An 18657-nucleotide genomic window follows, 5' to 3' on the forward strand; every position below is an offset into this window, starting at 1 on the left:
GGATCCCCGGCCCGTCCTTCGGATCATCTGCCTGGCGGCCGTCATCCGGATGGCGCCGCAATTCATGTTAAAACCCTAGGGGAAGTCCATGTCCGTCAATAACAAGAACTGGCAGGAACTGAAAAAGCCCAACAGCCTCGAGATCAAGAGCGGTGGCGATGCCAAGCGTCGCGCGACCTTCGTCGCCGAACCGCTGGAACGCGGCTTCGGCCTGACGCTCGGCAATGCGCTGCGCCGTGTGCTTTTGTCGTCGCTGCAGGGCGCAGCGATCACGTCGATCAAGATCGACAACGTCCTTCACGAATTCTCGTCCCTCGCCGGCGTGCGCGAGGACATCACCGACATCGTGCTCAACATCAAGCAGGTCGCACTCAAGATGGAAGGCGAGGGCGCGAAGCGTCTGAACCTGTCCGTCACCGGCCCTGCCGAGGTGAAGGCGGGCGATATTGCCGTGACCGGCGATATCGAGGTGATGAACAAGGATCTCATCATCTGCCACCTCGACGAGGGTGCGACGCTGAACATGGAACTGACCGCCGAGAGCGGGAAGGGCTATGTTCCCGCGGCGCAAAACCGTCCGGCCGATGCTCCGATCGGCCTCATACCGGTCGACGCGCTCTATTCGCCGGTGCGTCAGGTGTCCTACAAGGTCGAGAATGCCCGCGTCGGGCAGGAGCTCGACTATGACAAGCTCAACCTGACGGTCGAGACCGACGGAACGGTCACGCCCGAGGATGCCGTCGCCTATGCCGCGCGCATTCTGCAGGATCAGCTCACGCTGTTCGTGCACTTCGAGGATGGCATTCCGCAGGGGGCGCAGCAGACCGCCGGCGTCGCCGCTCAGCCCGAGGAATCGGACGCCAATCAGCTCAACCGCTACCTGCTCAAGAAGGTGGACGAGCTGGAACTGTCGGTGCGTTCGGCCAACTGCCTCAAGAACGACAACATCATCTACATCGGCGATCTGGTGCAGAAGACGGAGGCGGAAATGCTCCGCACCCCGAACTTCGGCCGCAAGTCGCTGAACGAGATCAAGGAAGTGCTGTCCAGCATGGGCCTGCGTCTCGGGATGGATATTCCGGGCTGGCCGCCCGAGAATATCGAGGAAATGGCGAAGAAGCTGGAGCAGGAACTGCTCGGCTGATCACGCTCGCGCCCCGGCATGGTCCGGGGCAACACGGGTTAGAAGGCTGCCCGTATCACAGCCTGTACCGGGGTACCTTGCACGGCCCCCTTACGAACCAGGAAGAATGAAATGCGTCATAAAATGTCCGGCCGCAAGCTGCAGCGCAAGACGGGCCACCGCAAGGCCCTCCTGCGCAACATGGCCGCCGCCCTGATCAAGCACGAGCAGATCAAGACCACCACGCCGAAGGCGCGCGAACTGCGCCCCTATATCGAAAAGCTGATCACGCTCGCGAAAAAGGGCGGCCTGTCGAACCGCCGGCTCGCACAGGCGCGCCTCATGGACGATACGCAGCTGGTCAAGCTGTTCGATACGCTGGCCACGCGCTATGCGGATCGCGAAGGTGGCTATACGCGCATCGTGAAGGCCGGTTTCCGCGCATCCGACGCCGCGCCGATCGCGATCATCGAACTCGTCGATCGCGACGTTGATGCCAAGGGTCAGGATTCCGGCCCGGTGCAGACCGAGGACGAATTCGAAGACGCCTGATCGCGTCACGAAATGAATGACGAAGGGCGTCGCGGGACAATGGTTCCGCGGCGCCTTTTTAATGGGCTTCATCCTCGTTTCATCTGAAATCTTGTATTCGCGGCGCGGATTGCGCATCTGGTGCGCAGAACAGATCGAAGAGGGAATGATTGCATGATTTCAGCCAAACGCATGGCCGGCCTGCTGGGTGCCGTATCGCTCGCCGCGATCGCGGTTCTGCCGTCGCAGGTGTCGGCTCAGGGAGCGCCCTCCGCCGTGAAGACCGACGAACCGACCCGCCCCGACTATCCCGAAACGAAGCGCGGCGATGTCGTCGAGACAGTCTTCGGCGAACAGGTCGCCGACCCCTATCGCTGGCTCGAGGCGGACGTGCGCAACGATGCCGAGGTGGCCGACTGGGTTGCGCGGCAGAGCGCCTACGCCGATGATTATCTGAAGCAATTGCCCGAGCGTGCCTTCTTCGAAAAGAAGCTTTCGCAATTGCTCGACTACGAACGTTTCGGCACGCCGGTGAAGGCGGGCGATGCGCTTCTCTACGAACACAACACCGGGCTTCAGAATCAGAACGTCCTGATGATCGCGGATGCCGATGCCGAGACGATCGACGGGAGCGCGCGGGTCCTGCTCGATCCCAACGCGTGGTCGGATGATGGCACGACCGCCCTTGCCGGGTGGAAGGCGTCGAAGAGCGGACGGCTCCTCGCCTATCTGGTGCAGGAGGGGGGCAGCGACTGGCGCACGATCCGTTTCGTCGACACCGCCACGGGGGAACCGCTCGACGACAGCATCGAATGGGCGAAATTCACCGGCCTGACCTGGCTCGGAGACGACGCCATCCTCTATTCCCGCTTTCCCGAACCCGAAGCGGGACAGGATTTTCAGGCGCTGAATTACAACCAGGCGGTGTATTATCACAAGATCGGCACGCCGCAGTCCGAAGACCGCCCGGTCTATGCGACCCCCGACATGCCGAAGCTGGGCCATGTGGCCAGCACGACGAGCGATGGCCGCTGGGTCGTTATTAACAGCACCGAGGGCACCGACCCCACCTCGCGCGTGCATGTGATCCCGGTGGGGCGGGGCGACTGGACGCCGATCACGCTCATCGCGGAGCCCGAGGCGCAGTGGGACCTGATCGAGGGGATCGTTGACCGGCTCTGGTTCGTGTCGAGCAAGGACGCGCCGCTCAAGAAGATCACCATGGTCGACCTGTCGGGCGACACGCCGCAATTCACCGACGTGGTCGCCGAGGCTGAGCAGAACCTCGAAGGCGCGGCAATTGTCGGTGACCGCATCGTGGCAAGCTACCTCGTCGACGCGGCCTCACAGCTGCGCCGCTATACGCTCGACGGGGAGGCGGTGGGAACCGTGGACCTCGCCGGCATCGGGTCCGTCGGCGGGATCAGCGGCGAGCCCGGTGACGACGATGCCTGGTTCGGTTTCTCGTCCTTCACCACGCCCGGCACGATCATGAAGCTCGATCCCGATACCGGCGCTACGCGCGATTTCGCGACGGTCGACCTGACCTTCGATCCCGATGATTACAGCGTGGAGCAGATATTCTACCCCTCGAAGGACGGGACCGAGATCCCGATGTTCATCGTCAAGCGCAAGGACGTGACCGGCCCCGCGCCGACGATGCTCTACGGCTATGGCGGGTTCAACATCTCGCTGACCCCGTCCTATAGCGCGACGCGCATGGCCTGGCTGCAGGGGGGCGGCGTCTATGCGATGGCCAACCTTCGGGGTGGCGGCGAATATGGCGATGCGTGGCACGATGCCGGCCGCGGCGCAAACAAGCAGAACGTCTTCGACGATTTCATCGCCGCGGGCGAATGGCTGAAGGCGAACGATGTCACGGGCGAAAACCAGCTCGCGATCGAGGGGCGGTCGAATGGCGGGCTCCTGATGGGCGCCGTCACGAATCAACGGCCCGACCTCTTCGACGCGGTGCATGCCGCCGTGGGCGTGATGGACATGCTGCGCTTCGATCGCTGGACCGCCGGGCGGTACTGGGTCGACGATTACGGCTACCCCGATCGCGAGGACGACTGGCGTATCCTGCGCAGCTATTCGCCGTATCACAATATCCGGTCCGGCACCGATTATCCCGCCATCCTGACCACCACGGCCGATACCGACGACCGCGTGGTTCCGGGGCACAGCTTCAAATATGCCGCCGCGCTTCAGGATGCGGAACTCGGCGAACGGCCCCGCATCATTCGCATCGAAACCAATGCCGGACACGGCAGCGGCAAACCCGTTGCGAAGATCATTGAGGAGTTTTCGGACATCATGGGCTTCCTCGCCCACTGGACCGGCTTCACGCCGAGCGACGATCAGTAGGATTAAGGATGAACCCCGCGAATATGAACGAAACCTATCCGCGGGGTTCAGTAGGCGCACATTGACACCCGGGTATACCGGTTCCTGACGGGCAATCCCGCCCCGACCCCTGCCAAAGGAAGGAACCGCCCATGACCCCTGTAATGAAATCGCCCGTAATGAAGGCCATCGTCGGCACTGCCGCCGCCGGCACGATGCTGGCGACCGGTATATCGCCTGCCTATGCCGACCGGCGCGACCGTGGCATCGATACGGGCGACATTATCGCAGGGGCGCTGATCCTCGGGGGGATCGCGGCAATCGCGACCTCGGGCGGGCGCAACGACCGCTATCGCGACCGTTACGACGATCGTTATGACCGGCGTTATGATCGCCGTTACGACAATCGCAATTCCTACTACCGTGGCGGTTCGGCGCGCGATGCCGTCGAACGTTGCATCCGCACGGCCGAGCGCGAAGCCTATCGCCGCGGGTTCCGCCGGGTGGACGTGACCGACATCCGCGATGTCGACCGCCGCCGCGACGGTTACCGGGTGAAGGGGCGCATCGTCGTCGATACCGGCTATCGCGGCGGGCGTTACGGCAATGGCTGGGGCGGCGATTATCGCGGCTATCGCAACGATATGCGGGGCTGGGACTCGGGCCGCTTCGAATGCCGGACCGACCGTGGCCGCGTCAATTACCTCGATTTCGACAATATTCGCGGCCTGCGTTAAGCCATGGCGCGCCCGGCGGGTCGATCCCGCCCGGGCGCGTTTCCTGCCTCAATCGTCGCGCGAATAGGCCGGAAGCTCGATGCGCCAGACAAGCGCCGCCCCCCGCAATGCGAAACCGGCCAGCGCGGACACGCTCCAGACAAGCCCCTGCGGCAGACCCATCATCGTCAATATGGCACAGCCGGACGCGGCAAGCGCCGCCGCCGTCACATATAGCTCGGGCCGCATCAGGATCGACGGCACGCCCGCCAGGACATCACGGATGATGCCGCCGACGCATCCCGACACCACGCCCAGGACGATCGCCGGCAACAGCGCGACGTCATAGGCCATCGCCTTCGCCGTGCCCAGCACTGCAAACGCGGCCAGCCCCGCGGCATCGGCCCATTCCAGCAAGCGGCCCTCCCACCACCGGGACGGCGTGAACCACGCGATCAGCGCGACGGCGAACACCACCGGCGCCACCTGCTCCGACCGGATCCAGAATGCCGGCACATCGATGAGGAGATCGCGCACCGTCCCGCCGCCAACTCCGGTGACCAGCGCAAAGAAACACACCGTCACGAAACTTTGCCGCAGTCGCGCGGCGAGCAGCGCCCCGGTGAGCGCAAAAACCGCCGTGCCCGCAAGGTCGAGCAACGGCGGCAGGGCGGGGCCGTCCATGGGGCCGGCCGGATCAGATGTGGATGGGCTTGCCGCGCACGGCCATGGCCGCTTCCTTGATCGCCTCCGAATGGGTCGGATGCGCGTGGCAGGTATAGGCGATGTCCTCGCTCGTCGCGCCGAACTCCATCGCCTGCGCGATCTGTGCGATCATCGTGCCGGCGAGCGATGCGATGCACCATGCACCCAGCACGCGATCATTCTTTGCATCGGCGATGATCTTCACGAAACCATCGGGTTCGCGGTTGGTCTTCGCGCGGCTGTTGGCCATCATCGGGAAATTGCCGACCTTCACCTCGTGGCCGTCGGCCTTCGCCTCGGCCTCGGTCATGCCGACGCCCGCGATTTCGGGCATGGTGTAGACCACGTTGGGAATGATCGCGTGATTGACGATGCCCTGCTCGCCCGCGATGTTCTCGGCCACGGCGATGCCCTCGTCCTCGGCCTTGTGGGCGAGCATCGGGCCGGGGATCACGTCCCCGATTGCCCACACGCTGTCGACCTTGGTGCGGAAATCATGGTCGGGCACGATCTGACCGCGCTCGTTCGGCTCGAGGCCGATGGCCTCGAGATTGAGGCCGTCCGTGTTCGGCCGCCGCCCGATCGCGACGAGCACGCAATCCGCCTCGAGCGTCTCGGCATCGCCGCCGCTGGCCGGTTCCATGGTGAGCGTGGCGGTCTTGCCCTTGACCTCGACGCCGGTGACCTTGGTCTTGAGCTTCAGCTCCATGCCCTGCTTCTTGAAGATCTTGCCCGCTTCCTTGCGGATATCCGCGTCCATGCCGGGCAGCAGCGTGTCGAGATATTCGATGACCGTGACCTTCGCACCAAGCCTGCGCCACACGCTGCCCAGTTCCAGGCCGATGACGCCGCCGCCGATGACGACCATGTTCTCCGGCACCCGGTCGAGCGCGAGGCCGCCCGTGCTGTCAACGATGATGCCGCCCTCGTTGTCGATTTCCACGCCGGGCAGCGGGGTCACGGACGAGCCGGTTGCGATGATGATGTTCTTGGCCGAATGCTGCTCCTCGCCGACCTGCACGGTGTGCTTGTCGACGAAGCTGCCGCGGCCCTTGAGCCAGGTCACCTTGTTCTTCTTGAACAGGAACGCGATCCCGCCGGTCAGCTCCTTGACCGCCGTTTCCTTTTCGCCCTGCATCGCCGGCAGGTCGAGCGTGACATTGTCCGCCATCACGCCGAACTTGGCCATGGTGCCGCCGTGCGCTTCCTCGAACAGCTCGGAGCCGTGCAGCAGCGCCTTGGACGGAATGCACCCGACGTTGAGGCAGGTGCCGCCCAGCGTTTCCCGGCTCTCGACACAGGCCGTTTTCAGCCCGAGCTGCGCCGCGCGGATCGCGGCGACATATCCGCCGGGGCCGGAGCCGATCACGATAACGTCAAAGTCGAATTCAGCCATGTTCCATCTCGTTCATCTTGTCGGGCCAGTACTGGCCGGTATCGGGTGCGCCCGCCGCCGGGCGCGAACAATCAAAGATCGATCAGAAGGCGCGTCGGATCCTCGATCGCGTCCTTGATGATCTTGAGCGCGGTCACCGCCTCGCGCCCGTCGATCAGCCGGTGGTCGTAGGACAGCGCGATATACATCATCGGGCGGATCTCGACCTTGCCGTCGATGGCCACCGGACGGTCCTCGATCCGGTGCAGGCCGAGCACCGCGCTCTGCGGCGGGTTAATGATCGGCGTCGACATCAGCGATCCGAACACGCCGCCGTTGGAAATGGTGAAGGTGCCGCCCTTCATCTCGTCCATGGTGAGCGTGCCGTCCTTCGCCTTCTTGCCGAAATCGGCGATGTCCTGCTCGATCCGGGCAAAGCCCTTCTTGTCGGCATCGCGCACGACCGGCACGACCAGCCCGTTCGGCGCCGACACGGCCACCGAAATATCGACATAGTCGTGATAGAGGATCTCGTCCCCTTCGATCTGCGCATTGACCGACGGCACGTCTTTCAACGCAAGGCACGCCGCCTTTGCGAAAAAGCCCATGAAGCCCAACCGGATGTCGTGCTTCTTGGCGAAGAGATCCTTGTACCGGGTGCGCGCCTCGATGACGGCGGTCATGTCGACATCGTTGAAGGTGGTGAGCAGGGCCGCGTTGTCCTGCGCGCTCTTCAACCGCTTCGCGATGGTCTGGCGCAGGCGCGTCATCTTCACGCGCTCGACATTGCGGCCGCCGGCGTCCGCGGGCGCGCTGGGGGCGGGGGCAGGGGCGCTGGTGCTCGCGCCGCCTGCATCGCGGGCCTTCGCCGCGGCCAGCACGTCTTCCTTGGTCAGGCGTCCGTCCTTGCCCGATCCCTTGATCCCGGCGGGGTCGATCCCGTGTTCGAGCACGGCGCGGCGCACCGCCGGCGACAGCACCGCGGCATCGGCACCGTCGCCACCCTGCGCCGCATCGCCGCCATCCTGCTTCGCGGGGGCGGGCTTCTGCTCGTCATTCGCCTCGGCGGGCTTGGCGGCCGGCTTGGCGCCGCCGCCGCTGCCTTCCTCGATCGTGGCGATGAGTGCGCCGACTTCGACATTGTCGCCGACCTCGGCCATCAATTCGCCCATGACGCCGGCGGCAGGCGCGTTCACGTCGATCGCGACCTTGTCCGTCTCCAGGCTGCAGATCGGCTCGTCGGCCTCCACCCGGTCGCCCGGCTGTTTCAGCCATTCGCCGACGGTGGCTTCGTTGATGCTTTCACCCAGGGTGGGAACCTTGACTTCGGTGCTCATCGCTTACGCGTCCTTTCGCGGCGTCATGCCGGTCATGCTGATGGCGGGGAGGGGGCTTGCGCCCCTCACTTGCGCCGCCGGATTTCGTCTTCGACCGACAGGCCGAGGGCATCGGAAACAAGGGCTGCCTGCTGCTCCGCATGGCGCGAGGCCAGGCCGGTCGCGGGCGAGGCCGTCGGCTGCCGCCCGGCATAGCGGGGGCGGCGCACCGGCGCTTCGGCTTCGGCGAGCGCCTGCTCGATCTGGCTTTCGACAAAGAACCATGCGCCATTGTTGCGCGGCTCTTCCTGACACCAGACCACTTCCTCCACGTTCTTCATCCGGGCGATGCGGGTCGCCAGCGGTTCGCCGGGGAAGGGGTAGAGCTGCTCGATGCGAACGATGCTCGTATCATCCTGCTCCGCGGCGTCGCGCGCCTCGATCAGGTCGTAGGCGACCTTGCCCGAACACAGCACGAGCCGCTTCACCTTCTCGTCCGCGATGTCCTTCGTGTCGGACAGGATGCGGCGGAAATGACGATCGCCCAGGAATTCGTCCCGTGCCGACCGCGCCATCGGATGCCGCAGCAACGATTTGGGCGTCATGATGATGAGCGGCTTGCGGAACGGGCGCAGCATCTGCCGCCGCAGGACATGGAAATAATTCGCGGGCGAGGTGATGTTGCACACCTGGATGTTGTCGCCCGCGCACAGCTGCAGAAACCGTTCGAGCCGGGCGGAGCTGTGCTCCGGTCCTTGCCCCTCGTACCCGTGCGGGAGCAGCATCACGAGACCATTGGCCCGGAGCCATTTCGCTTCGCCGGCGGCGATGAACTGATCAATCATGATCTGCGCGCCATTGGCGAAATCGCCGAACTGCGCCTCCCACAGCACGAGCGATTTAGGATCGGCAAGCGCATAGCCATATTCGAAGCCCAGCACGCCATATTCGGACAGCGGGCTGTCATAGACCTCGAACCGTCCATGGGGGACTTGGCAGAGCGGGATATATTTGCGCTCGTCCTCCTGATCGACCCAGGCGGCGTGCCGCTGCGAGAACGTGCCGCGGCCCGAATCCTGACCCGACAGCCGCACCGCGAACCCTTCGGATACCAGCGAACCAAAGGCCAGCGCCTCCGCCGTGGCCCAGTCGAAGCCGGACTTCCCGTCGAACATCTCGCGCTTCGCGTCGAGCACGCGGCCCAGCGTGCGGTGGATCTTGAGATCGTCCGGCACGGTCGTCAGCGTGCGGCCAAGGCTGTCGAACAGCTTGCCCTCGATGCCGGTGTCGACGCTGCGCCGGGCGGTTTCCGGGTCGGCCGGCTTGTTGAGGCCGGACCACCGGCCTGCGAACCAGTCAGCCTGGTTCGGCTTGTAGCTTTTCGCCGCGGCGAACTCTTCCTCGAGATGGTCGGTGAAGCTCTTTTCCTGCTCCTTCTCCCACTCGGCGTCGATCACGCCTTCCTCGCGCAGCCGCTCGCTATAGAGCGCGGCGACGCCGGGATGGTTCTTGATCTGCTTGTACATCAATGGCTGCGTAAAGCTCGGCTCGTCGCCCTCGTTATGGCCGAAGCGGCGATAGCACCACATGTCGATGACGATGTCGCGCCCGAATTTCTGACGATACTCGATGGCCAGTTTGCAGCAGAACGTGACCGCTTCGGGATCGTCGCCATTGACGTGCAGGATGGGCGCCATGACCCCCTTCGCCACGTCGGAGGGATAGGGGCTCGACCGCGCGAATTGCGGGCTGGTGGTAAAGCCGATCTGGTTGTTGATGACGAAATGGATGCAGCCGCCGGTGTTGTATCCGCGAATGCCCGAAAAGCCGAGGCACTCCCACACGATGCCCTGTCCCGCAAACGCCGCGTCGCCGTGGATCAGCACGGGGAGCACCTGCTTGTGCTTGCCGCGGCCTTCCTCGTCGGTGCCGATGTCGTCGTGGAACGTCTGCTGCGCGCGGACCTTGCCCAGCACGACGGGATCGACCGCCTCAAGGTGGGAGGGGTTGGGCACGAGGCTCATATGGACCTTGATGCCGTCGAATTCGCGGTCGGTGCTCGTGCCGAGGTGATATTTCACGTCGCCCGACCCGCCGACATCCTCGGGGTTGGCGCTGCCGCCCGAAAACTCGTGGAAGATCACCTTGTAAGGCTTGCCCATGACATTGGCGAGCACGTTCAGCCGGCCGCGATGCGCCATGCCGTAAACGACCTCGCGAACGCCCAGCGCGCCGCCATATTTGATGACCGATTCCAGCGCGGGGATCATCGCCTCGCCGCCGTCGAGGCCGAAACGCTTCGTCCCGACATATTTCTTGCCGAGGAATTTCTCGTATTGCTCGCCGCGGATCACGGCGGACAGGATCGCCTTCTTGCCCATCAGCGTGAAGTCGATGGACTTGTCCGCGCCTTCCATCCGCTCCTGAAGGAAGCGGCGTTCCTCCACGTCCGAGATGTGCATGTATTCGAGACCGACGCTGCCGCAATAATTGGCGCGCAGAATATCGACCATCTCGCGAACCGTGGTCCATTCCAGGCCCAGATTCCCGCCGATATAGACCGGCTTGTCGAGGTCGTCGCCCTTGAAGCCGTGATATTCCGGCTCGAGATCGGCGGGAAGCTCGCGATGGGAAAGGCCCAGCGGATCGAGATCGGCCGCAAGGTGCCCGCGCACGCGATAGGTGCGCAGAAGCAGCATCGCACGGACCGATGCATCGGCGGCGGCCTCGACCGCCTTCTCATCGACCGGGGCGCCCTTTTTCTTGGCCGCGTCCTTGACCTCGGCCTTCATGCGCGTGGGATCGAGCGCCTGCGTCAGATCGTCGAACGCTCCGTCGCCCGTCATCGGCCAGGCCTTGCGCGCCCAGCTCGGACCTTGCTGCGGTCCGTCGTAATCGAGGTCGGGGAGGGGGGACGAATTGTCGTTAGCCATGGCGCTCAATCTCGCAGCCTGCCGGGGGTTCCGGCGAAAATATGAAAATCGTGGCGGGCCGGATCACGCAGCACCCTGTGCCGCATGCCGCGATCCGGCCCACCCGCGGCCTCAGGCCATTTCCTTCAGCAGAGCGTCGAGCGTCTCGCCGAGCTTGGACGGGGAGGGCGAGACGCGGATGCCCGCATCCTCCATCGCCGCGATCTTGTCGTCGGCGCCGCCCTGGCCGCCCGAAACGATGGCGCCCGCATGGCCCATGCGCCGGCCCGGAGGCGCGGTGCGGCCCGCGATGAAGCCGACCATCGGCTTCTTGCGGCCCTTGGCGGCCTGGTCCTTGATAAACTGCGCGGCTTCTTCCTCGGCGCTGCCGCCGATCTCGCCGATCATGATGATCGACTTGGTCTCGTCGTCGGACAGGAACAGGTCGAGCACGTCGATGAAATTCGTGCCGTTTACGGGGTCGCCGCCAATGCCGACCGCCGTCGTCTGGCCAAGGCCGACCGCCGTCGTCTGATGCACCGCTTCATAGGTGAGCGTGCCCGAACGGGACACGACGCCGACGCTGCCCTTCTTGAAGATGGAGCCGGGCATGATGCCGATCTTGCACTCGCCGGGGGTCAGGACGCCGGGGCAGTTCGGCCCGATGAGGCGCGACTTGCTGCCTTCCAGTGCACGCTTCACGCGCACCATGTCGAGCACCGGGATGCCTTCGGTAATCGCCACGATCAACTCCATCTCCGCGTCGATTGCCTCGAGAATGGAGTCGGCGGCGAACGGCGGCGGCACGTAGATGCACGATGCGGTCGCGCCGGTTTCGGCCTTCGCCTCGGCGACGGTGTTGAAATTGGGCAGGCCGATATGCGTCGTGCCGCCCTTGCCCGGCGTCACGCCCGCGACCATCTGCGTGCCGTAATCCAGCGCCTGCTGCGTGTGGAACGTGCCGGTCGAACCGGTCATGCCCTGCGTGATGACCTTGGTATTCTTGTCTACGAGAATGCTCATCTCGATCTCCTCTTGATTGACAGGCGGCCAGGGCTCAGGCGAGCGAGCCGTCGAGCCCCTTGCACGCCTCGAGCAGTTCCTTCACCGCATCGACGCTGACCTGCAGATTGTTCTTTTCCTCGTCGTTCAATTCGATCTCGACGACATCCTCGATGCCGTCCTTGCCGATGACCGCGGGAACGCCGACATAGAGCCCGTCGACGCCATATTTGCCGGTCAGATGCGCGGCACAGGGCAGGATGCGCTTCTGATCGCCGAGATAGGCTTCGGCCATGGCGATCGCGCTCGTTGCCGGGGCGTAATAGGCCGATCCATTGCCGAGCAGGCCGACGATCTCGCCGCCGCCCTTGCGCGTCCGGTCGACGATTTCATCGAGACGCGCGGTGTCGACGCCCTTGATCTTCGCCATGTCGGCAACGGGAATGCCGCTGATGGTGGAGTAGGACAGCACAGGCACCATCGTGTCGCCATGACCACCCAGGACGAAGGCGTTCACATCCTTCACCGACACGTCGAATTCCCACGCGAGGAACGTCGCGAAACGTGCCGAATCGAGCACGCCCGCCATGCCGACGACCTTTTCATGCGGCAGGCCGGAAAATTCGCGCAAGGCCCATACCATCGCGTCGAGCGGGTTGGTGATGCAGATGACGAAGGCGTCTGGGCAGTTGTTCTTGATGCCCTCGCCTACCGATTTCATGACCTTGAGATTGATGCCGAGCAGATCGTCGCGGCTCATCCCCGGCTTGCGGGGGACGCCAGCGGTGACGATGACGACGTCGGCGCCGGCAATGTCGGCATAGTCGTTCGTGCCGGTGATCTTCGCGTCGAAACCCTCGACCGGGCCGCATTGCGACAGGTCGAGCGCCTTGCCCTGGGGCATGCCCTCGGCAATGTCGAACAGGACGACGTCGCCCATTTCCTTCTTCGCAGCCAGGTGGGCGAGCGTTCCGCCGATCATGCCCGAGCCGATCAGGGCAATTTTCTTGCGTGCCATCAGGTCAGTATTCCTCTTCGCATTCGCGGGTCCGGACCAGTGCGCGCAGCGACAGCCCGCGAACAATCGCGGCACGGCCTTCTGATAGGGTGGGTAGGCGCCACATCACCCGATTGCAACCGCCAAAACGATAGGGTGCCAACAATCTTTGATAACACTTCGCAATATCAAGAAGTGCATCCGCATGCAAGGTCGCGCGGGGGCTGGTCCGCTTTTCCGCCCCGCGCTAAACCGGATCGCATATGCGGCGAGACGAACTTGAAAGCGAATGGCTGCGGCTCACGCGCGAGAATCTGCCCCGCGTGGCCGCATCGCACGGCTGGCCGGTGCGCCATGATCATTGCTTTGCCCGCATCCTGCTCGACAATGCATGCGGCGGGCGGTGGTACGATCATGTCGCGGGGCGCCCGGCCTATCGCCACGCGCCGCCGGACATGTTGAACCGCGCAATCGCATTGGGAGAACGCTGCCTTGCCGACCCGGCCCTGCTGCCGGCGTTGAACGCGCGTTCGCTTCGCTGGCGCGGGAAGGGCGGCGGTTAGTCGAACACCGTTTCCCGCGTTTCCCGACACGCCCGCCCCGCCGCAATCGCTCCATCGCGCATATCGCCGGCCACAACGCAAACCGGACCGGCGCGGGTCGCCCCGGCCGGTCCGATCTTACGTCACCAGATTCGAGAATCAGCCGGTTTCGTCGGCATTCGTCGGTTCGGAATCGCCCGGAATGAAACCGCGCGCCTCCAGCATCGGCTCCACCCGCGGGTCATGCCCGGTCAGCGTGCGAAACGCCTTCCCGTAATCGAGCGTCCCGCCGCGCGACAGCACCACGTCGCGATACCGATCGCCATTCGCGCGGGTCATGCCGCCATTGGCATCGAACCAGGTGCCGACATCGTGATACAGCATCTCGGTCCACAGATAGGCGTGATAGCCCGCCGAGTAGGAGCTGCCCCCGAACACGTGCCGGAAATAGGGCGAGCTGTAACGCGGCGGCACCATCCCGGTATTCAGCCTGGTGTCGGCCAGCGCGCGGGCCTGGAACGGGGCCACGCCGGTCGGCACCTGCGCCGGGGTCAGCGTGTGCCACGACATGTCCATCATCGCCGCGGCGAGCGTCTCGCCAAGGGCGAAGCCCTGGTTGAACTTCGCCGCCGCGTCGATCTTGTCCATCAACTGCTGCGGGATCTGCTCGCCGGTGCGGTAATGCTTGGCATAATTGGCCAGCACGCGCGGCTCGCTCGCCCATTTCTCGTTCATCTGCGACGGGAATTCGACGAAATCGCGCGCGACCGCCGTGCCCGACATCGAGGCATATTCCTGATCCGCGAAGAAGCCGTGCAGCGCATGGCCGAATTCGTGGAACATCGTCGTCGTTTCGTCGAAGGTCAGCAGCGTCGGCTCGCCCGCGCCGGGCTTCGGGATGTTGAGCACGTTGTAGATGACCGGCTTCGTGCCGTCGCGATGCGACTGATCGACGAAGTTCGACATCCACGCCCCGCCGCGCTTGCTCTCGCGCTGATACGGATCGAAATAGAACAGGCCCAGTTCGGACCCGTCGCGGTCGAACACCGTATAGGTGGTGACATCGGGGTGATAGACGGGAATGTCGTCGCGTTTCGCAAAGGTCAGGCCGTAAAGCTGGTTCGCGGCATAGAACACCCCGTTTTCGAGCACGTTGTTCATCTCGAAATAGGGTTTGATCTCATCCTCGTCGAGATCGTATTCCGCCTTGCGCACCTTCTCCGCATAATAGCTCCAGTCCCACGGCTGCACCGTGAAATTGCCGCCCTCGGCGCGGATCATCGCGTTCAGCTTGGCGGCTTCGCGCGTCTGCGCCTGCGCCGTGGCGGGGGCGAGGCCGCGCATGAATTCGATCGCCGCATCGGGGCTCTCGATCATGCGGTCGTACATCTGCCACTCGGCGAAATTGTCCTCGCCGAACAGCGCCGCTTTCTCGGCGCGCAGCTTGACCAGTTCCAGAACGATTGCGTTGGTGTCGTCCTCGCCGCCCTGCGAATTGCGCGTCAGGCTGGCCTCGAACAGGCGGCGGCGCGTTTCCCGATTGTCGAGGCTGGAGAGCAGCGGCTGCTGCGTCGTGTTCTGCAGCACCAGCGCATATTGCCCGGCCTTGCCCCGCGATGCCGCCGCATCGGCCGCGGCCTCGATCTGCGCGTCGCTCAACCCGGCGAGCATCGCCCGGTCCGCCACGATCAGCGCGGCATCGTTCGTGCCCGCGGTAACCTTCTGCCCGAACTGCGTGGTGAGCGTCGACATGCGCGTGTTGAGATCGCGCAGGCGGGCCTTGTCCGCATCGGACAGGTTGGCGCCGGCATGGACGAACTGCTTGTACGTTTCCTCCAGCAGGGCGGCATCGTCGACCGTCATGCTCATCGCGGCGCGATTGTCGTAAACCGCCTTCACCCGCGCGAACAGCGGCGCGTTGAGGTAGATCGCGTCGGAGTGCGCCGCCATCTCGGGGCTGATCTCGGTTTCGACGGCGTCCAGCGTGTCGTTCGTATTGGCCCCCGTCACGGCATAGAATGCCCGCGCCGCACGGCCCAGCAATTCGCCCGATGCGTCGAGTGCCGCGATCGTGTTGGCAAAGGTCGGCGCCGCCGGATTATTGGCGATGGCCGCGACCTCGGCTTTTTGAATCGCCATGCCCTGACGCATCGCGGGCAGGTAATCGCTGTCCTCGATCTTCGTGAAATCGGGCGCGTGAAAGGGAAGATCGGACGGGGTGGCGAACACGCCGGTCGCCTGCGGGACCGCGCTCATGTCCGGCATGCCGCCGGTTCCCGGAAGCGCCGCGGCGCCGGTCGCCGGGGTCATCGTATCATTGTCCATCGTCGCGCATCCCCCAAGGGTCAGCGCAAAAGCTGCGCTCGCCAGTAATCCTGTCCGCGTCAAATCGTTCCTCCTGTCAAACATTTACGACGTGATAACGCCTCATGGTTGAACCGGACATTGATAGCAAATGAAACGACCGCCACCCTTTCATGAAAAGGGGGCGGCCGTGTCATGGCCGAAGCGGCCGGCAATGGTTCAGAACGCAAATCCCGCGCCGGTCGAAACCCCTGCATATCCCTTCGTATCGATCGAGCCGTTGAGCTTGAAGACGGTTCGCCCCTCGTTCGCGGCGAGCGATGCGCCGATGGCAAAGGCGATCTGCCCCCTGAAATGCCCGATCCGCATGCGCGCCACGCGTGTCACCGCATCGGGTAGGACACCGCCGGCTCGTAATGCGATCCGCCGCGGCTCAGATGGCTTTCATAAAGGACGAAGCGACCCACCTCGAACTGCGGCGTGCGAAGCGTGGCATGCGCGCGCAGGAAATCGCCGATCGAACCGCTCGCCAAATTCAGCCGGGCCAGCGTCACATGCGGCACGAAGCGCCGGGTTTCCGGCTCGCACCCCGCCGCGCGGCACGCCTGCTCGACCTTGCGCTGTAACGTGAGCAGCGGGTCGCAACGCGGCACCCCCGCCCAAACCGCCGTCGCCCGCCCCTTGCGCGCGAAATGGCCGATCCCCTCGAAACGCAGCGGAAAGGCGTCCTGCACCACGCGGGACAGCGCATCGGCGACATCATTGGCGAGCGGGCGGTCCACCTCGCCGATAAAGCGCAGCGTGAGATGCAATTGCGCATCCGATTGCCAGCGCGCATTCTCGATCCCGTCCATCGTGTCGATCAGCGCATCGCCAATCGCTTCGGGCAGGGGGATGCCGACGAAAAGCCTGTGCACGGCGGCCGCTACGGCGCGGAATCGCCGCGCATCAATGCGGCGGCCCGCGCGGCGAGGGCGGCAAATTCCGCGCGAAGCGGGCCGGCGCCCCCCTGCGCCCGGGCCAGCGCGGCGCTGTCGTCCAATGTCCACGCCCCCAACCTGTCATCCCCGCGCAGGGCCTGCCCATATCCCGCCACCGCGAGCGCGAAGGCCATGTCCCCGCGCGCCGGTTCCGCCGCGGCGATCATGCCCGCGGGGAGCGCCCGTTCGATCAACATGGACCGCGCACCCTCCGGCAATTTATACCGCAGGCGGACCACCGCCATCTCGCCCGACCGGTCGCCGCGCGCGGCGGGGCGCGCATTGGCCTCGTACCGGCGTTCGGGAAACCACCCCTTCGCACCCGCCGGGACGATTTCGTAAAGCGCGGTCACCTGGTGGCCCGCGCCGATCTCGCCCGCATCCACCCGGTCATTGGCGAAATCCTGTTCGGCGAGCGCCCGGTTTTCATAGCCGATGAAGCGATATTCCGCGACATGGGCCGGATTGAACTCGACCTGTATCTTCACATCCTTCGCAATGGTGACGAGCGTCGCGGCCAGCTCCTCGTCCAGCACCTTGGCCGCTTCCTCCGCGCGGTCGATATAGAAATAATTGCCGTTCCCGTGGTCGGCGATCTGTTCCATCATCGCCTCGTTGTAATTGCCCGTGCCATAGCCCAGCGTGGTGAGCGAAATGCCGCCCTCCCGCTCGCGCTCCACCATGTCGATCAGCGCATCCGTATCGGTCAGTCCGACATTGAAATCGCCATCGGTGGCCAGCATGATGCGATTGACCTCGCCCGCGCGATAGTTCTGCCGCGCCAGATCATAGGCGAGTTCGAGCGCCGCGCCCCCCGCCGTCGACCCGGCCGCCGACAGCCCGGCAATCGCGTTCATCACCGCAGGCTTGTAGTTCGTGGGTCTGAGAGCGACGCGCGTTTGGCCCGAATAGGTCACGATGCTCACCCGGTCGTCGGGGCGCAAACGCTCCGCCGTGAGGGCCAGCGAACATTGCACCAGCGGCAGCTTGTTCCGCGTCGCCATCGAACCCGACACATCGACGAGGAAAACGAGATTGACCGGCCCGCGCGTCTCCCGGTCCGGCGCCACGCTCGACAATCCGATGCGCAGCACGCGCGTCTCCGCGTTCCACGGCGTGCGCGCCATGTCGGCGGAAATGGTGAAGGGCGGGCCGTCCGCGTCCGGCGCGGGATAGGCGTAGCGGAAATAGTTGAGCATCTCCTCGGTCCGCACCGCGGCCTGCGGCGGGAGGTCGCCATCCCCGATCATGCGCCGCACATTGGCGTAGCTGCCGGTGTCGACATCCACCGCAAAGGTGGACACCGGCGCCTCGGCAACGCGCTGCACATCGGCGACCTCCTCGCCCGCATAGCGTTCGCGGTTCTGCGCCGCGGGGGCGTAGCCGATCTGCGGCTGGACCATCGGCGCGGCGGCGGCCAGCGGCGGAGGAGGAGGGGGCGGCGGGGGAGGGGGAGGCGGCGGCGACCCGGCGGTCCGGTTTACAGGCGGCGCGCCCGGTGCAGGCGTCCCCGATGGCGCGCCCGTGAGCACGATCTCTTCCATGTCCTCGCCCGGATCGAGGAACGGCGCACAGATGCGCGCGGCCTCCGTGTCCGCCGATGCCGCGCGCAACGGGGCCGCATCACCGCCGGGCGCTGCGGCGAACGGAACCTGCGGCGATGGCGGCGCCACGGGCGTTGCGGGCGCGGGCGTCGTCGCGCACCCGCCCAGCGTCATCGCCATTGCGCCAAGCCAGAGCGCGTGTTTTCCTGCCATCATCGCGTATCTCCCATTCCGCGCACCCATGCTGAACACCGGCGTTGCGCA

16 protein-coding genes are annotated in these 18657 nt (G+C 65.0%); 6 read left to right on the plus strand and 10 right to left on the minus strand.

All coding sequences use genetic code 11. The features are described from left to right. The first annotated feature begins 88 nt into the window (after window positions 1–88). The 5 genes from Q0897_RS01145 to Q0897_RS01165 all read left to right on the plus strand — a co-directional run bounded on the left by Q0897_RS01145 (window position 89) and on the right by Q0897_RS01165 (window position 4737). The gene (locus Q0897_RS01145; RefSeq protein ID WP_299307076.1) at window positions 89–1144 is read left to right on the plus strand and encodes a DNA-directed RNA polymerase subunit alpha; all 1056 of its coding nucleotides are present in this window, start codon (window positions 89–91) and stop codon (window positions 1142–1144) included. A 111-nt stretch (window positions 1145–1255) separates the two neighbouring features. After that, window positions 1256–1675 (plus strand): 50S ribosomal protein L17, encoded by a 420-nt coding sequence (gene rplQ, locus Q0897_RS01150; protein WP_299307077.1) that lies wholly within the window; start codon window positions 1256–1258, stop codon window positions 1673–1675. A gap of 16 nt (window positions 1676–1691) precedes the next feature. Continuing rightward, window positions 1692–1832 carry a hypothetical protein gene (locus Q0897_RS01155; RefSeq protein WP_299307078.1) on the plus strand — a complete coding sequence of 47 codons (141 nt, stop codon included), beginning with the start codon at window positions 1692–1694 and terminating at the stop codon, window positions 1830–1832. Next, complete coding sequence (locus Q0897_RS01160; protein ID WP_299307079.1) at window positions 1829–4021, plus strand: prolyl oligopeptidase family serine peptidase; 2193 nt, start codon at window positions 1829–1831, stop codon at window positions 4019–4021. The genes Q0897_RS01155 and Q0897_RS01160 overlap by 4 nt, the downstream gene beginning before the upstream one ends. Window positions 4022–4164: 143 nt before the next feature. Next, window positions 4165–4737, plus strand: coding sequence for a hypothetical protein (locus Q0897_RS01165; protein ID WP_299307080.1), 573 nt, complete (start codon window positions 4165–4167; stop codon window positions 4735–4737). Between the two features lie 48 nt (window positions 4738–4785). Here the strand turns inward: Q0897_RS01165 and Q0897_RS01170 are convergent, their stop codons facing one another. The 6 genes from Q0897_RS01170 to mdh form a co-directional block, all read right to left on the minus strand. After that, a complete protein-coding gene (locus Q0897_RS01170) occupies window positions 4786–5400 on the minus strand; it encodes a TRIC cation channel family protein (protein ID WP_299307081.1) in 615 nt (204 codons plus the stop codon). A gap of 13 nt (window positions 5401–5413) precedes the next feature. Further along, window positions 5414–6817 (minus strand): dihydrolipoyl dehydrogenase, encoded by a 1404-nt coding sequence (lpdA, locus tag Q0897_RS01175; protein WP_299307082.1) that lies wholly within the window; start codon window positions 6815–6817, stop codon window positions 5414–5416. A 71-nt stretch (window positions 6818–6888) separates the two neighbouring features. After that, on the minus strand, window positions 6889–8133 hold the full coding sequence (odhB, locus tag Q0897_RS01180) for a 2-oxoglutarate dehydrogenase complex dihydrolipoyllysine-residue succinyltransferase (protein ID WP_299307083.1): 1245 nt from the start codon (window positions 8131–8133) through the stop codon (window positions 6889–6891). A gap of 65 nt (window positions 8134–8198) precedes the next feature. Next, complete coding sequence (locus Q0897_RS01185; RefSeq protein WP_299307084.1) at window positions 8199–11045, minus strand: 2-oxoglutarate dehydrogenase E1 component; 2847 nt, start codon at window positions 11043–11045, stop codon at window positions 8199–8201. A 111-nt stretch (window positions 11046–11156) separates the two neighbouring features. Next, a complete protein-coding gene (gene sucD, locus Q0897_RS01190) occupies window positions 11157–12047 on the minus strand; it encodes a succinate--CoA ligase subunit alpha (protein ID WP_299307085.1) in 891 nt (296 codons plus the stop codon). Between the two features lie 34 nt (window positions 12048–12081). Then, a complete protein-coding gene (gene mdh / locus Q0897_RS01195; protein ID WP_299307086.1) occupies window positions 12082–13044 on the minus strand; it encodes a malate dehydrogenase in 963 nt (320 codons plus the stop codon). Between the two features lie 242 nt (window positions 13045–13286). Here mdh and Q0897_RS01200 point away from each other — a divergent pair, with 242 nt between their 5' ends. Then, window positions 13287–13586 (plus strand): GCN5-related N-acetyltransferase, encoded by a 300-nt coding sequence (locus Q0897_RS01200; protein WP_299307088.1) that lies wholly within the window; start codon window positions 13287–13289, stop codon window positions 13584–13586. Window positions 13587–13724: 138 nt separating this feature from the next. Here Q0897_RS01200 and Q0897_RS01205 read toward each other — a convergent pair whose 3' ends face one another. From Q0897_RS01205 to Q0897_RS01220, 4 genes are all read right to left on the minus strand, one after another. Continuing rightward, window positions 13725–15890: a M3 family metallopeptidase gene (locus Q0897_RS01205; protein WP_299307089.1), complete on the minus strand. Its 2166-nt coding sequence runs from the start codon at window positions 15888–15890 to the stop codon at window positions 13725–13727. Between the two features lie 198 nt (window positions 15891–16088). Continuing rightward, on the minus strand, window positions 16089–16256 hold the full coding sequence (locus Q0897_RS01210) for a YadA-like family protein (protein WP_299307090.1): 168 nt from the start codon (window positions 16254–16256) through the stop codon (window positions 16089–16091). After that, a complete protein-coding gene (gene thpR / locus Q0897_RS01215) occupies window positions 16253–16786 on the minus strand; it encodes an RNA 2',3'-cyclic phosphodiesterase (protein ID WP_299307091.1) in 534 nt (177 codons plus the stop codon). Before thpR ends, Q0897_RS01210 begins: the two co-directional genes overlap by 4 nt. An 8-nt stretch (window positions 16787–16794) precedes the next feature. After that, a complete protein-coding gene (locus tag Q0897_RS01220; protein WP_299307092.1) occupies window positions 16795–18609 on the minus strand; it encodes a von Willebrand factor type A domain-containing protein in 1815 nt (604 codons plus the stop codon). Window positions 18610–18657: the final 48 nt, after the last annotated feature.

The organism is uncultured Croceicoccus sp., from assembly GCF_947496385.1.
Classification (GTDB): Bacteria; Pseudomonadota; Alphaproteobacteria; order Sphingomonadales; family Sphingomonadaceae; genus Croceicoccus.